Below are 15,486 nucleotides of genomic sequence, written 5' to 3'. Positions count from 1 at the left end.
GCCGGCCTTCCCCGCAACGCGGACGCCTCAATCCTCGTCGGCGCTCTCGGCGAAACTGTCTTCGCCGTCATCCCCGGTGTCGAAGCGCTGCTCATGCACCGGGCCCGATGCCGGGCCAGCCGCCTTCAGCGGATGCGCGGCGATGCGTGCCTCGTAATCCTGCACCAGCGCCTCGCGCTGGGCTTCGCCCAGCTCCTGCCAGTGGCAGTCCCGCAGCGCGCCTTCCAGCGAATAAAGCAGGTTCAGGCTCGGCTTGAAGCCGGCGCGCTTGACCTTGACGAAGGCCCCGACCGCGCCGAGCGCGGCCAGGTCCTCGCGGCTGCGCAGGCCGACCTGGCGCAGCCACGCCGCGCTCTTCGGGCCGATGTTGCGCAGCTTCGGTGCGCTCATCCCAGGGCCTCGACGAACACGCGGGCGATGGCTTCCAGACCGGCCTGGTCCTCGGCATCGAAGCGGTCCACCTTCGGGCTGTCGATGTCGAACACGCCGATCAGTTCATCACCGCGCAGCAGCGGCACCACCAGCTCCGAGCGCGAGGCCGAATCGCAGGCGATGTGGCCGGGGAAGGCGTCGACGTCTTCCACGCGCTGGGTGACGCGCTGGCTGGCGGCGGCACCGCACACGCCCTTGTCCAGCGGGATGCGCACGCAGGCCGGCAGGCCCTGGAACGGGCCGACCACCAGCTCCTTGCCGTCATAAAGGTAGAAGCCCACCCAGTTCAGGTCGGGCAGGGCGTGGTAGACCAGCGCGGAGAGGTTGGCCGCATTGGCGATGCGGTCGGACTCGGCGTAGACCAGGCCGCGGGCCTGTTCCAGCAGCTGGGCGTATTGTTCCGGCTTGCTGCCGGTGAGCGAGGCATTGGCGAACATGCCTGCAGTCTAGCAAGCGTACGGGACCAGCGATAATGCACGCTCTGTTGCATGCCTGGATCTGTTGATGCCCCTGCCCACCCTGATGCCGCCGGCCGTGTTCGTCACCGGGACCGATACCGAAATCGGCAAGACCGCCAGCAGCACCGCGCTGCTGCATGCGCTGCGCCGGCGCGGGCTGCGTGCGGTGGGCATGAAGCCGGTGGCCAGTGGCAGCCAGGACCTCGGCCAGGGCCTGCGCAACGAGGATGCTTTGGCGCTGCAGGCGGCCAGCTGGCCGGTGCCGGACTACGCCGACCTGAATCCCTATGCGCTGCGGCAGCCGCTGGCGCCGGAACTGGCCGCCGCCGAGGACGGCGTGCAGGTGCAGCTGGCGCCGATCGTGGCCGCGTTCGCGCGCCTGCGTGCGCAGGCCGACGTGGTGGTGGTCGAAGGCGTGGGCGGCTGGCTGGCGCCGATGTCGGCCACCTTGGACCAGCTGGATCTGGTGCGCGCGCTGCGCCTGCCGGTGCTGCTGGTGGTGGGCATGCGCCTGGGCTGCGTGAACCACGCACGGCTGACCGCGCAGTCGCTGCAGGCCAGCGGCGTGGAGTGCCTGGGCTGGATCGGCAACCACATCGATCCCACCATGCAGCGCCAGGACGAGAACATCGCCACGTTGCAGCAGCGCCTGCCGATACCGTGCTGGGGGAGGTTGCCGTACCTGCCGGGCGCGGATGGCCTGACCCTGGGCGCGCACCTGGGAGCGGAGCAGCGGTAGAGTCGACTGTCAGTCGACTATCGCGCGCAGCGCGGGGTCTGATCAGGAGCAGTCGACCAACGGTCGACTCTACCCGGCAACCGATACGAACGGCACCGCGATTGCCGGCCAGCGGCCGGCACTACCGTGCCGACAATTCCCGCGCGATCGCACCCAGCCGCTCCACCGCACTGATGAAGCGCGCATCCAGCGCCTGGCAGCACGACAGCCGCAGGCAATGCCGGTAGCGCGCACCGCGCGAATACACCTGGCCGGGCATGAACACGATGTCCTCCGCCAGCGCCCGCTCGAACAGTTCGCGGGTATCCACGCCCGGCAGTTCCAGCCACAGCAGGAAGCCACCCTGTGGCTCGGTGGCACGGGTGTCGGCGGGGAAGTGTTCGGCCACCAGCTGGCGCAGGCGCCCGACCTGTTCGCGGTACAGCCGGCGCATGCGGTGCAGGTGGTGCTCGTAGCTGCCGGCTTGCAGGTAAGCGGCCACCGCATCACCCAGCAGCTGTGGTTCACCGCCGGTCGACTGGAATTTGAGCAGGGCGATGCGCTCGGCGAAGCGGCCCCCATCGAGCCAGCCGATGCGGTAATCCGGCGCCAGCGTCTTGGAGAAGCCGCCGACCACCATCACCCAGCCATCGCGATCAAACGCCTTCAGCAGCGGCGCCGGTGGCTCGCAGAACTGCAGCTCGGCGTACACCGCATCCTCGATCAGCGGCAGCTGGCGTGCATTGATCAGCTCGGCCAGGCGCTGCTTGGCGGCCGTCGGCATGGTGCAGCCCAGCGGGTTGTGCACGGTGGGCATGACCACCAGCGCGGCCAGCGGCGTGTGCTCCAGCAGCGCTTCCAGCGCATCCACGTCCAGCCCGTGCTGCGGGTGGGTAGGCAGTTCGATGGCCTGCAGGCCGAGGTTGGCCAGCAGCGGGTACAGGTTGAAGTAGGACGGGGCCTCGATGCCCACGGCCGCGCCCGGTTCGGTCACCGCGCGCAGGGCCAGCTGCAGCGCTTCCATCGCGCCGTGGGTCAGCAGCAGGCGGTCGGCATGCGTATGCAGGCCCATCCGCGGGCCACGCCGTACGATCTGCGCCAGCAGGCGCGGCGAGCCATTCGGGCGCGCATAGGTTTCCACCGTCTGCTGGCCGTGGCGCAGCACCTGCGCGGTGTGCCGGGCCAGCTGGGCGCCGGGATAGAACTGCCGCCCACGCGGCCCGGCAAACGCCAGATCGATCACTCCAGGGCGTTGCTGTGCCTGGAGCACGCGCGCCATCAAGGCCTGCTGCAGCGGTGCGGTGGGCGCCGAGGGTGCATCGCGCAGCGAACGCTGCGGCACTGACAGGCGCGGCGCCACCTCGAAACCCGCCTTCGGCCGCGGCACCACCAGCCCTGCATCTTCCAGCTGCCGGTAGGCCGCGATGACGGTGTTCAGGCTGAGCTGGCGCTGCGCGGCCATCTGCCGCAGCGAGGGCAGGCGGCTGCCGACCGGCAGACGACCGCCGTGGATTGCCTCGGCCAGCTCATCGGACAGGCGCTGGTAGCGCGGCGGGGCCGGGGTGGTGCGCGGATCTGTATCCATTGGACTGGCCTGCATCTGGAGCTGTACCCAGGATGCCGCCGAGCCTAGCATGGTGCTGTCGGTGGGGCCTGATCGGGGCCTGGCCGATCCATTGCAAACGCACGGCCGCAAGGCCGTGCGTCTTTTTTTGTGTAGAGCCGAGCCCATACCCGGCTGCTTTCCCGGCAGGGCAGCCGAGCATGGGCTCGGCTCTACGAAAGCGCGGTCAGCGCATCGGTACCAGCGATGCCTGGCGCCGGTACAGCGCGGGGAACTGCTTGCCCAGCGCGGCCAGCTTCGGTGCGTCGTAGTAGCGGATGTAGGCCGCCTGCGGGTAGTTGTTCATGTAATTCTGATGGTAGCTCTCGGCCGGGTAGAAACGCTGGCCGCTGGCCACCTGGGTCACGATCGGGCCGCGGTAGCTGCCAGCCTTGCCCAGCTGGTCGATGTAGGCGCGGCTGGCAGCCAGCTGCCTGGCGTCATCGCTGAAGATCGCCGAGCGGTACTGGTTGCCGTGGTCGGGGCCCTGGTAGTTCAGCTGGGTGGGATCGTGCGCCACCGAGAAGAACACCTGCAGCAGCTGCCCATAGCTGACCTGGCGCGGATCGTAGTCGACCTTCACTGCTTCAGCGTGTCCGGTGCGGCCGCTGCTGACGCGCTCGTAGCGCGCATCGGCGGCACTGCCTCCGGCATAGCCGGCCACCGCATTGCTCACGCCTTTCACGTGCTGGAACACGCCCTGCACGCCCCAGAAGCAGCCACCGGCAAACACCACGCTGGCGTGGGTGGCGCCATCAGTGAAGGCGGCATCGCCGGTGGGTGCCGGCAGTGCCTGTACCTGCGCGCTGGCGGTAGCCGGCGCGGCCATCGCGCCGCGATCAACCAGCAGCACGCCGGCCACCAGTGCCGTGGCGACCAGCCCGGCAACACCTGTTGCAATGCCCTGTTCGAAGGAGAATTTCATCGTGCCCTCCTGTTCTCAGCCAAAGGTGAAGGCATAGGCCTGCACGCCCGCATCGAGGAACTCGATCTCGAAGCGGTGCGGGCCGACCGTGCCGCGCTGGCGCACCAGCTGGTACAGACGGTTCTCGTTGACCACGCCGGTGCCATCGGCGCCGACATCGCTGCCGGCATCGGTGGCCGGCAGCGGCTTGCCGTCCAGCCACACGCGGAAGCGCACCGGCGTGCCATCCTGCGTCGGTGCCAACACCAGGTGCAGGTCGCGGGCATGGAACTGGAAGGCGAGGCGGCCGCCGGCCTGCTGCAGCTGCGCGGCTTCATCGGTGACGGTCCAGCGGCCGGACAGGCCCCACTGGTTGAGCGCGAGGCTGGCCGGCAGCGTGTAGTCGAAGGCCACATCGTTGCGCTGCCCGCCGGGCGAGGCGAAGTGCTCGGCGCGTGCATGGCCCAGGTAGGTTTCCGGCGAGCGCAGGTTCCCCATGTCGGCCTGCGTGGCCACGCCCTGCAGGTCGGCGGCGGCCGGGTCGGCCGGCGGCGGCAGATCGGTCTGGCCGGCCTCGGTCAGCAGGCGGCGGATCACCTGTTCCGAATGCGCGTAATTGCCTTCACCGAACTGGTGGGCGCGGATGTTGCCCTGCGCATCGACGAAGTACTGCGCCGGCCAGTACTGGTTGTTGAATGCGCGCCAGATCGAATACTGGTTGTCCAGCGCCACCGGGTATTCCACCTTCAGCTGCTGCACGGCCTTCATCACGTTGCGCGGGTCGCGTTCGAAGGCGAACTCGGGCGTGTGCACGCCAACCACCACCAGGCCATGGTCGCGATAGCGCCGTTCCCATTCGTGGACGAAGGGCATCGCACGCAGGCAGTTGATGCAGGAATAGGTCCAGAAGTCGATCAGCACGACCTTGCCGCGCAGCTGTCCGGCCTTGAGCGGCGGACTGTTGAGCCAGCCGGTGGCACCGTCCAGAGAGGGCAGGGTGCCTTCCACCGGCAGCGGCGCGTCGGCACCGGCAGTCGCGCCGGCCATCATCATCGGTGGCGCCGCGGGCTGCGCACCGGGCACGGCATCGAGCAGACCCTGTTCGATGCGCGCGGTGCTCACCGTGGACAGGCGGGTCAGCAGGCCGGTATCCCAGCCCAGCCCGATCGCCACCACCGCCAGCAGCGCGGCAACGCCCAGCATCTTGCGCAGCACGTCGCCCAGGCCAAGGCGCGCCTGCAGGGCGTTGAACACGCGGCCGCCGATCCATACCGCCAGCGCGAGCGCGGTGGCCGCGCCCAATGCGTAGGCCAGCAGCAGCGCGCTGGTGCCGACGCTGGCGCCATGCAGGGCAGCGCCGGTCAGCACCAGACCGAGGATCGGGCCGGCGCACGGCGCCCACAGCAGGCCGGTGGCGATGCCGATCAGCAGCGAGGTCCCAGCACCGCCACGGCCGGCATCATCCGCAGCATCGGCGCGTGCACTCAGCCGTGCACCCACGCGCTGGAACGGCGCCAGCAGATGGTCTGCCAGGCGCGGCCACAGCAGCGCGAGGGCGAACACCGCCATCAGCACCAGGGCCAGCCAGCGGCCGATCTGGTTGGCCTGCGCCACCCATTGGCTGCCCACGGCGGCCAGGCTGGCGACCGCGGCGAAGGTCAGCGCCATGCCCAGCAGCAGCGGCAGCGTGCTGCGCACGAAGGAGCGGTTGGCCCGCGCGAACACGAAGGGCAGCACCGGCAGGATGCACGGGCTGAGCAGGGTCAATACACCGCCCAGGTAGGCCAGCAGCAACAGCAGCATCATCAGGCTCCAGAAACAGGGGAAGAACCGAGCGGCACGCGCCAGCCACCGTTGCTGTCCTGCTGTGCCGCGCCGGGCTGGAACAGCAGGGCGGCACCGTTCATGCAGTAGCGCAGGCCGGTGGGGCGCGGGCCATCGTTGAAGACATGGCCGAGGTGGCCGCCGCAGCGGCTGCAGTGCGCCTCCACCCGCAACATGCCGAAGGTGGTGTCGCGGTCCTCGCCGACGGCGCCATGCAGCGGTGCCCAGAAGCTGGGCCAGCCGGTGCCGCTTTCAAACTTGGTGGACGAGGAGAACAGTGGCTGCTGGCAGCCGGCGCAGGTGAAGGTGCCCTGCCGGTGTTCGCGGTCCAGCGGGCTGCTGCCGGCCCGTTCGGTGGCCTGCTGGCGCAGCACCGCGTACTGCGCCGGGGTCAGCAGCCGGCGCCATTCGGCGTCGGTGCGCATCAGCGGGAACTGTCGAGCCGGGCGGTTCTCGGCGGCGGCCGTGGCGGCGCGGCTGCACGCGCCCAGGCCGAGCACGCCAGCGGCGGTGGCAAGGCCACCAAGGCCCAGCAGGTGGCGGCGGGTGAGGGGCATGGCGGACTCCTGCAAGGGGCGACGGGGCCATGCTGCGCCTGCCCGGGTCAACGAATCCTCACGCAGGATTCAATTTTTCGTGAGGTATCGGTGGCCGTCCCGCGCCACAATGCGGGCAGCCTCCCCACTGGCCCCGAGCTGCCGATGTCCGCCAAACGCGTCCTGATCGTCGAAGACGATGCCCACATCGCCGACCTGCTGCGCATGCACCTGGCCGACGAGGGCTACGACGTCGCCCACGCCGCCACCGGCGATGCCGGCCTGCGCCTGCTGGAGCAGGACGGCCCGTGGGACGCGCTGGTGCTGGACGTGATGCTTCCCGGTGTGGACGGCCTGCAGATCTGCCAGCGCGCCCGTGCGATGGCGCGCTACGTGCCGATCATCATCATCAGCGCACGTGGCAGCGAGACCCAGCGCATCGTCGGCCTGGAACTGGGCGCGGACGACTACCTGGCCAAGCCCTTCTCGATGCCCGAGCTGGTGGCCCGCGTGCGCGCGCTGCTGCGCCGCGCCGAAGCCATGGCACAGAACGCGCGCATCGATGCCGGTGCGGTCGAGGTCGGTGGCCTGCAGCTGGACCCGGTGGCGCGCACCGCCTCGGTCGATGGCAGCGCATTGGAACTGACCCCGCGTGAGTTCGACCTGCTGCTGTTCTTCGCCCGCCACCCCGACCAGGTGTTCGCACGGATGGAACTGCTCAACCAGGTCTGGGGCTACCAGCACGATGGTTACGAGCATACGGTGAACACCCACATCAACCGCCTGCGCAGCAAGATCGAGCTCGACCCGGCCACGCCGCGGCGCCTGCTGACGGTGTGGGGGCGTGGCTACAAGCTGGTTGACCCGGCCGGGGCGGCGGCATGATCAAGCCCAACCTGTGGCAGAAGCTGGCGGCGGTGATCGCCGCGCTGATGCTGATGTGCTGCATGGCCCTGCTGGCCCTGCAGATGCGCGCCAGCACCCGCCACGAACAGGAAGTGGTGCAGCGGCTGTCGATGGGCCTGGCCGAACACATCGCCCAGCGCAGCGAACTGATGGACACCAGCGGCATGCGCGATACTGCGGTGCGCGCGCTGTTCGGCCAGCTGATGGCGGTCAATCCCAGCGTGGAGGTGTACCTGCTGGACGACCAGGGCCGCATCCTCGGCCACGATGCGCCCAGCGGCCACCTGCTGCGCAACCGCGTCGACCTGGCGCCGCTGCGTCGCCTGCTGGCCGGTGCACCGCTGCCGATCCTCGGCGACGACCCGCGCAGTACCGGCGGCCGCAAGGTGTTCAGCGTGGCCCCGCTGGTGGTGCAGGGGCGCCAGGCCGGTTACGTGTATGTGGTGCTGGTGGGCGAACACAGGCAGATGCTGGCCGACGACCTGGCCGCCAGCAATCAGTGGAACACCACGCTGTGGTCGGTGCTGCTGGTGGGTGGGCTGGGCCTGCTGGCCGGGCTGGTGGCGTTCTACTGGGTCACCCGGCCACTGCGCCGGCTGACCCGGCGCATCCAGGCCTTCGACATCGATGCGCCCACGCCATTGCCGGCCCCGGTGCCGCTGCGCAGCGGTGAGCGTGACGAACTGAAGATCCTCGAACATGCCCACGCGCAGATGGCGCAGCGGCTGGGCGAACAGTGGCAGCAGCTGCGCCAGCAGGACCTGCAGCGCCGCGAACTGGTGGCCAACATCTCGCACGACCTGCGTACGCCGCTGTCCTCGCTGCATGGCTACCTGGAAACGATGGCGCTGAAGGAAGCCACGCTGTCGCCGGACGAACGCCGTCGCTATCTCGGCATCGCCCTGGCGCAGAGCGCCAAGGTCGGCCGCCTGGCGCGCGCGCTGTTCGAACTGGCGCGGCTGGAACATGGCGAAGTGCGCCTGGAGTGGGAGGTGTTTGCGCTGCCGGAACTGCTGCAGGACGTGCTGCAGAAGTTCGAACTGGCCGCACAGGCGCGCGGCCAGCACCTGCATGCGGACTTCCCGCCGGGCCTGCCGCTGGTGCGTGCCGACCTCGGCCTGGTCGAGCGGGTGCTGACCAACCTGCTCGACAACGCGCTGCGGCATGCGCCCGAGGGCGGCGAGGTGCGGGTGCAGCTGCGCGCCATCGACGGCAGCGTGGAAGTGAGCGTGGCCGACGATGGCCCGGGCGTGGCGCCGGCGCTGCGTGCGCAGCTGTTCCAGGCCCCGGCGGCACTGGGGGCGCGGCGTGGCGAGAATGGTGGGCTCGGCCTGCTGATCGTGCAGCGCATCGTGCAGCTGCACGGTCGTCGTATCGAACTGCGGGAAAGCGCGACCGGCGCGCTGTTCGTGTTTGCGCTGCCGCGCGCGGAGAGCGCGGGGCCCTGATACGCCGCTGCGCTCGCCGGGCATGGCCCGGCGCTACCGGTGTGCGCGGCCGCCAGGCCGCCCGTGACGCGTGCGCTTCACCGGATTGCAGGCAAAAAAAGACCCGGCAGAGGGAGGGATCTGCCGGGTCCGGATTGCATGGGGGGAGGGACCCATGCAATGAGCGTGGGCGTGACGTCAGTGGCTGTTGCCGGTGGCGTCCGCCGTTGTATTTGTCTGGCCCTGCACCAGGTCGGACCAGGCGCGACCGGCCTGCAGGCCAAGATCGACCACGTCCTGCTGGGCCTGGCCCAGCCGCTGCAGGTTGTCCTGCCACAGCTGTGCGCCCTTGGGCAGCAACCCGGCCGGATCCTCGCTGCGGGCCAGTTCGCCCAGCCAGCCGCCGGTTGCGGTCAGGTTGCGTTCCATCGCCTTCAGCTGCACGCCGAACATGCTCTCGGCGTTTTCCAGCGCCAATCGGTTTGCACGCGTTGCCGCAGCCGCCAGCTGGCGGGTGGCATCACTGAAACGATCGGCGAAGGCGTTGGCCATGGCGGCATCGAAAGCGGTTGATGCAATGCAGCATACGCCGATCATGCCGCAATGCAACAAAAAAGAAGAAGGCGCTCAAGGCGCCTTCAGAAACCCTTGAGTATCAATGGCTTGATCAGGCGGCCGGGCCGCGGTACCGGCAGCCGGAGGTGCAGGTTTCATGCACGGTGATCTCGCTCAGCGCGGGCAGCAGCGGCTTCAGCTCCTTCCAGATCCACACCGCCAGGTTCTCGCTGGTCGGGTTTTCCAGGCCTGGGATGTCGTTGAGGTAGTGGTGGTCCAGGCGGTCGTAGATCGGCTGGAAGGCGGCTTTGACGTCGCCGAAATCCATGATCCAGCCGGTCTGCGCACCCGGCTCGCCCTCCACCTTCAGTTCCACCCGGAACGAGTGGCCGTGCAGGCGCGCGCATTTGTGGCCCGGCGGCACGTTGGGCAGGCGGTGGGCCGCCTCGAGCATGAAGACTTTGAAGATTTCCATGGCGCGATTGTACGCCGGCCCCGCCGCCGCGGCCGTCCCGGTTGTTGGCTTTCCGTAAAGCAATTCTTTCCATCCGGATGAAGAGATGTTAGCTTCTCTTATATCCGTATGAAGAGATGTTATTGGTCCCGCCAGACCTGGCATGGATTACTGCGGAACTTCCGTCGTCCACTACCACCCCCCACATCGTCATGCCCCAGCACACCCTGCTCGTGGCGGCCCTGGCCGTCGCTCTGGCCGCGCCTTTGTCTGCCGCCGCCGAAACCTCCGCCGACGCCAGTGGCGAAGCCAGCACCCTGGCCGCCGTGCGCGTCACCGGTTCCAACATCAAGCGCACCGACACCGAGGCGTCCAACCCGGTGCAGGTGATCGGCCGCCAGCAGCTGGAACAGACCGGCAAGGCCACCGTCGCCGACGTGCTGCGCTCGATCTCGGCCAACACCGGCAACGCCGCCAACGAAACCACCAACAACGGCTGGGCGTCCGGCTCGGCAGGCATCGGCCTGCGCGGCCTTTCGCAGAAGAACACGCTGGTGCTGCTCAACGGCCGCCGCCTGGCCAACTACGGCTTCCCGGCCGGCGGCCTGTCCGACACCTTCGTCGACCTCAACGCGTTGCCGCTGGTCGCCGTCGAGCGCATCGAAGTGCTCAAGGACGGCGCATCGGCCGTGTACGGTTCCGATGCGGTGGCCGGCGTGGTCAACATCATCACCCGGCAGAACTTCGAAGGCGCCGAACTTGGCGGCAGCTTCGGCGGTGCCGACCAGGGTGGCCTGCACGAGCAGAACCTGAAGTTCGTCGGTGGCTTGGGTGATCTGGATACCGATGGCTACAACATCCTCTTCAGCCTGCAGGGCTACAACCGCGAGCGCCTGGACCAGGACGAGCGCAACCTGACCAAGAGCGGCATCTACAGCGACCAGCCCGGTGGCCGCTGGAACGGCTGGTCGGCCAAGGGCGCGCGCTATCTGATCAACGGCGTCTCGGTGCCGATGCTCGATGCCGACGGCAACTGCCCCACCGGCACCACCCGCGTCGCCAGCGCGCCCATCGACGGCCTCGCCGGTGATACCTGCGGCTTCAACCAGGCGCCGTACACCACCCTGATTCCCTCGACCAAGCGCTACCAGGCGTATGCCAACGGCACCTTCCGCCTCGGCGAGAACGTCGAAGCCTTCGGCGAAGTGCTGTACAGCCAGATCAAAAGCGCCGCGTGGTTCGGCAGCAGCCCGTTCTTCACCCTGGAAAGCGGCCGCTTCGCCCTGAACGCGGAAACCGGCCTTGCCGAACCGGTCTCGTCCAACCTGCCGGCCAGCAGCCCGTACAACCCGTATGGCCGCGCCGTGCCGATCGAATACACCTTCTTCGACCTCGGCGGCACCATCAAGACCAACCGCTCCACCGCCTACCGCGGCGTGGTCGGCCTGCGCGGCAGCACCGCCGCCTGGGATTGGGAAGTGGTCGCGTTCGGCGCCCGCAGCAGCGAGCGCGAGACCGTGTCGGGCGGCTTCGCCAACCGCTGGGCGCTGGCCGATGCGCTGGCCAGCGGCAGCTACAACCTGCTCAACCCGTCGGCCACCCCGCAGTCGGTGATCGATGCGATCAACATCTCCACCCTGCGCCCGGCCGAATCGGTGCTGCAGGGCGTAGACGCCAAGATCTCCGGCACCCTGGGCCGCACCTGGGCCGGTGACATCGGCTTTGCTGCCGGTGCCGAATGGCGCCGCGAGAAGCTCGATTCCAACAACCCCTGGCAGATCGATGCCGGCCTGCAGGTACGCCCGGCCATCGCCGAGGTGCACGGCGAGCGCAAGGTCAGCGCCGCCTATGCCGAAGTGAACGTGCCGCTGGCCACGGGCCTGGAACTGTCCGCCGCCGCACGTGCCGATCACTACGACGACTTCGGCGACGCGTTCTCGCCCAAGCTCGGCCTGCGCTGGCAGCCGCTGGATTTCCTGCTGGTGCGCGCCTCGGCGTCGAAGGGCTTCCGTGCGCCGTCGCTGTCGGAGAACTCCAACAGCACCAGCATCGCCTACGGCAGCGTGGTCGACCCGCGTGATCCGGACGTGCCGGGTTCGCGCCAGAACCCCACCTTCTTCACCGTCGGCAACAGCGAGCTGAAGCCCGAGCGCATCAAGAGCGTGAACTTCGGCGTGGTGCTCTCGCCGTGGGCCAACACCAACCTGAGCGTGGACTACTACCGCATCCAGCTGGACAACCTGGTCGGCACCAACAACACCCAGACCCTGGTCAACGACAACGTGGCCGCTGCCGTGCAGCGCGATGAGCGCGGCAAGCTGCTGGCCGTGTTCAACCGCTACCAGAACCTGAGCGAGCTGAAGACCTCGGGCATCGACATCGAACTGCGCCAGCGCATCCCGACCGCCGCGCTGGGCGATTTCACCCTGTCCTCGGCCTACACCCACGTGCGTGACTACCGACGCCCGACCGTGGTCGGCGGCCCGTTGGTGGACTACGCCGGCAGCAACCTCGGCGCCACGCTGCCGAAGAACAAGGCGACCACCACGCTGGACTGGACCTTCCGCGACTTCACCGCGGCCGTGACCTGGTACTACACCAGCGGTTACGACCAGAAGGCCAGCACCGCCGCCGCGGCCGTCCAGGACCGCATCGATGCGTACAACCAGTTCGATCTGTACCTGGCCTATGCCGGCATCGACAAGCTGACCGTCTACGCCAAGGTGCAGAACCTGGCTGACAGGACGCCGCCGTACGACGCCTCGTTCCCGGGCATCCGCGCGCCGTACGACTTCAGCCAGTACGACCTGCGTGGCCGCTACTTCACCCTCGGCTTCGATTACCGCTTCTGATGCCATCGCCACGGCCGGCCACAACCCGTGGCCGGCCGTGTTGCCGCTGTCCTGTTTCCTGGGGAGTCACCGTGTCCTTCCACCGCCGTGCCGTTCTTCCGCTGCTGCTTGCCGCCGCCACCGTCCTGTCCTCGCCGCTGCCGGCGCGGGCCCAGAGTGCGTACTTCTTCCCGCAGGCCACCGACGCTGACGCGTTCGATGCCGCCATTCCCAGCCCCGAGCAGTTCCTCGGCTACCCGATCGGCAGCCGCTACACCCGCCATGACCAGCTGGTGGCCTATTTCCAGGAACTGGCGAAGCACTCGGACAAGATCCGCGTGCAGGAGATCGGCCGCACCTACGAAGGCCGGCCCCTGCTGATCGCCACCGTCACCGCCGCCGACAACCAGGCCCGCATCGAACAGATCCGCCAGCAGCACGCCACCCTGATCGACCCGGCGCAACCGCGCAGCGCGGCCGGTGACAGCCCCGTCGTGGTCTGGCTGGGCTACAGTGTGCATGGCAACGAAACCTCCAGCGGCGAAGCGGCGATGCTGACCGCCTATTACCTGGTGGCCAACCGCAGCGCCGAAACCCAGCAGTGGCTGCAGCAGTCGGTGGTGTTGTTCGACCCGGCGCAGAACCCCGACGGCCGTGACCGTGCCGCCAACTGGCACAACGCCTGGGCCTCGCACCCGGCCTCGTCCGACCCGGCCGACAAGGAACATGTCGAACCGTTTCCGCAGGGCCGCACCAACCATTACTTCACCGATCTCAACCGCGACTGGCTGGCCCTGACCCAGCAGGACTCGCGGCCCAAGCTGGCCGTGTTCCACCAGTGGTACCCGAACGTGCAGATCGACTTCCACGAGATGGGCAAGGACAGCACGTACTACTTCGAGCCCTCGCCGAAGAGCATGCACAGCCCGCTGATTCCGGCAGCGTCCTACGCGTTCAACAAGACCCTGGCCAAGTACCACGCGCAGTCGCTGGATGCGCTGGGCTCGCTGTACTACACCGGCGAGAACTACGACAACTTCTCGCCGGTGTATGGCTCGACCTATCCGGACTTCCACGGCGCGGTCGGCGTCACCGTCGAGCAGGCCAGCTCGCGTGGGCGCGTGCAGGAATCGGTGAACGGCCTGCTGACCTTCCCCTTCACCATCCGCAACCAGGTCGCCACCGGCCTGGGCACGGTGCGCGGTGCGGTGACCGAGCGCAGTGGCCTGTTCGACCTGCAGAAGGATTTCTTCCAGAGCGCACTGAAGCAGGCGGCACAACAGCCGGTGAAAAGCTTCGTGTTCGGCGATGCGCACGACCCGGCACTGACCCGGCGCCTGCTGGAACTGTTGCTGCTGCACCGCATGGAAGTGCGCGCACTGGATCGCACGGTGACGGTGGACGGGCAGCGCTTCGATGCTGGCAGCGCGTACGTCGTGCCGGTGCAGCAGGCGCAGTTCCGCCTGGTCCATTCGATCTTCGCCGAGACGCCGTCGATCAAGGGCGACGTGTTCTACGGCAGCACCAGCTACGCGATCGCACCGGCCTACGGGGTGGCCTTCGCCGGCAGCCGCAGCCGCATCGACGGCGGCGCCCGCGTGGCCGAGCTGCCGCCGGTGCAGGGTGCGGTGAACGGCGGTCAGGCCGGCTTTGCCTACGCCATCGACTGGCGCGACTACAACGCCGGCCGCGCGCTTGCCGCGCTGCAGGCCAAAGGGCTGAGCGCACGCGCCGCGTTCAAGCCGTTCAGCAGCGCCACCGCGCAGGGCCAGGTCGACTTCGCCGCGGGCAGCCTGGTCATCCCGGTGGCCGGCCAGCCGCTGCAGGGCGCGGCGCTGCTCGAGGCGGTGACAGCCGCCGCACGCGACGCGGGCGTGCAGGTGCATGCCCTGTCCAGCGGCCGCAGCAGTGATGGCATCGATCTCGGCAGCGACGGCGTCAAGGCACTACGCAAGCCGGCCGTGGCGCTGGTGATGGGCGAGGGCGTGGCTGCGACCGAGATCGGTTCGGCCTGGTTCCTGCTAGACCAGCAGCTGCACCTGCCGGCCAGCAAGCTGGATCCGCAGCAGCTGGGCAAGGTCGCGCTGGACCGCTACACCACCATCGTGCTGTCCGGCGGTACCTACACCGGCATCGACGCCACCGCCGTGGCGGCGCTGAAGCGCTGGGTGCAGGCCGGCGGCTCGCTGGTGACCTATGGCAGCGCGTCGAAGTGGGCGGTGGAACAGAAGCTGGCCGAGGGCGAATCGCTGGGCAAGGACGAGGAAGCGGGAGACGGCGACCGCCGCGCGTTCGGTGACCAGCGTGACATCGCCGCGATCGAGCGGGTGAGCGGCAACATCCTCAGCGCCGACGTCGATACCACCCATCCGCTGGCGTTCGGCGTGCCGCGCCGGCAGCTGGCGATCAACAAGGAAAACACGGTGACGCTGCAGCCGAGTGCGAACCCGTTCTCGACGGTGGTGCGCATCGATGCGACGCCGCGGGTGAATGGTTACCTGTCCGAGCGCAACCGTGCGCGGGTGGCGGGGAGTGCGTGGCTGCTGGTGTCGGCGCAGGGGCAGGGCAACGTGGTGTTGTTTGCCGATGATCCGGCGCATCGCAAGTACTGGCACGGTACTGATCGCCTGCTGATCAATGCGATCTTCTTCGGGAATCTGGTGAATCCGGCCAAGGCGCGGGGGTGAGGCTGCACGCGCCTTGTTGATGCTGGGGTGGGAGGCAGGGTGATCTGGCCCCCTAAAAACGGACGCCATGAAGCCGTGTTCAGGCGGCAGCCGCAAGCTGCCGGGCGTAGTCGTTGGGCGATTTGTAGCTCAGTGCCGAGTGTAGCCGGGT

At 68.7% G+C, this 15,486-nt stretch carries 13 protein-coding genes; 5 read left to right on the top strand and 8 right to left on the bottom strand.

All coding sequences use genetic code 11. From position 1 onward, the window contains the following. Positions 1-27: 27 nt before the first annotated feature. Both AC1VXD_RS15280 and AC1VXD_RS15275 read right to left on the bottom strand, forming a co-directional pair. Positions 28-390, bottom strand: coding sequence for a TfoX/Sxy family protein (locus AC1VXD_RS15280; protein WP_482992763.1), 363 nt, complete (start codon positions 388-390; stop codon positions 28-30). Then, positions 387-869: a GAF domain-containing protein gene (locus AC1VXD_RS15275; protein WP_482992762.1), complete on the bottom strand. Its 483-nt coding sequence runs from the start codon at positions 867-869 to the stop codon at positions 387-389. The genes AC1VXD_RS15280 and AC1VXD_RS15275 overlap by 4 nt, the downstream gene beginning before the upstream one ends. A 67-nt stretch (positions 870-936) precedes the next feature. Between AC1VXD_RS15275 and bioD the strand changes: the two genes are divergently transcribed. After that, on the top strand, positions 937-1,629 hold the full coding sequence (bioD, locus tag AC1VXD_RS15270; RefSeq protein WP_482992761.1) for a dethiobiotin synthase: 693 nt from the start codon (positions 937-939) through the stop codon (positions 1,627-1,629). Positions 1,630-1,750: 121 nt separating this feature from the next. Here the strand turns inward: bioD and AC1VXD_RS15265 are convergent, their stop codons facing one another. The 4 genes from AC1VXD_RS15265 to msrB form a co-directional block, all read right to left on the bottom strand. Beyond that, positions 1,751-3,193, bottom strand: coding sequence for an aminotransferase-like domain-containing protein (locus tag AC1VXD_RS15265; RefSeq protein ID WP_482992760.1), 1,443 nt, complete (start codon positions 3,191-3,193; stop codon positions 1,751-1,753). A gap of 205 nt (positions 3,194-3,398) precedes the next feature. Further along, positions 3,399-4,136: a peptide-methionine (S)-S-oxide reductase MsrA gene (gene msrA, locus AC1VXD_RS15260; protein WP_482992759.1), complete on the bottom strand. Its 738-nt coding sequence runs from the start codon at positions 4,134-4,136 to the stop codon at positions 3,399-3,401. A gap of 15 nt (positions 4,137-4,151) precedes the next feature. Further along, complete coding sequence (locus AC1VXD_RS15255) at positions 4,152-5,918, bottom strand: cytochrome c biogenesis protein DipZ (protein WP_482992758.1); 1,767 nt, start codon at positions 5,916-5,918, stop codon at positions 4,152-4,154. A gap of 2 nt (positions 5,919-5,920) precedes the next feature. Next, a complete protein-coding gene (msrB, locus tag AC1VXD_RS15250; RefSeq protein WP_482992757.1) occupies positions 5,921-6,496 on the bottom strand; it encodes a peptide-methionine (R)-S-oxide reductase MsrB in 576 nt (191 codons plus the stop codon). Positions 6,497-6,640: 144 nt separating this feature from the next. On the opposite strand from msrB, the gene AC1VXD_RS15245 reads away from it, so the two are divergent. Beyond that, positions 6,641-7,360 (top strand): response regulator transcription factor, encoded by a 720-nt coding sequence (locus AC1VXD_RS15245; protein WP_482992756.1) that lies wholly within the window; start codon positions 6,641-6,643, stop codon positions 7,358-7,360. Next, on the top strand, positions 7,357-8,829 hold the full coding sequence (locus AC1VXD_RS15240; RefSeq protein ID WP_482992755.1) for a sensor histidine kinase: 1,473 nt from the start codon (positions 7,357-7,359) through the stop codon (positions 8,827-8,829). Before AC1VXD_RS15245 ends, AC1VXD_RS15240 begins: the two co-directional genes overlap by 4 nt. 177 nt (positions 8,830-9,006) lie before the next feature. Here the strand turns inward: AC1VXD_RS15240 and AC1VXD_RS15235 are convergent, their stop codons facing one another. Both AC1VXD_RS15235 and queD read right to left on the bottom strand, forming a co-directional pair. Next, positions 9,007-9,360: a phasin family protein gene (locus tag AC1VXD_RS15235; RefSeq protein ID WP_108770596.1), complete on the bottom strand. Its 354-nt coding sequence runs from the start codon at positions 9,358-9,360 to the stop codon at positions 9,007-9,009. 115 nt (positions 9,361-9,475) lie between these two features. After that, positions 9,476-9,838, bottom strand: a complete 363-nt coding sequence (gene queD, locus AC1VXD_RS15230) for a 6-carboxytetrahydropterin synthase QueD (protein ID WP_108767628.1) — start codon at positions 9,836-9,838, stop codon at positions 9,476-9,478. 191 nt (positions 9,839-10,029) lie between these two features. Between queD and AC1VXD_RS15225 the strand changes: the two genes are divergently transcribed. Beyond that, on the top strand, positions 10,030-12,669 hold the full coding sequence (locus AC1VXD_RS15225) for a TonB-dependent receptor (protein WP_482992754.1): 2,640 nt from the start codon (positions 10,030-10,032) through the stop codon (positions 12,667-12,669). Between the two features lie 71 nt (positions 12,670-12,740). Further along, positions 12,741-15,335, top strand: coding sequence for a M14 family zinc carboxypeptidase (locus AC1VXD_RS15220; protein WP_482992753.1), 2,595 nt, complete (start codon positions 12,741-12,743; stop codon positions 15,333-15,335). The last annotated feature ends 151 nt before the right edge of the window (positions 15,336-15,486 follow it).

It is taken from the genome of Stenotrophomonas sp. STEN054, from assembly GCF_056854535.1.
This window is presented reverse-complemented; position numbering and strand designations above follow the sequence as displayed.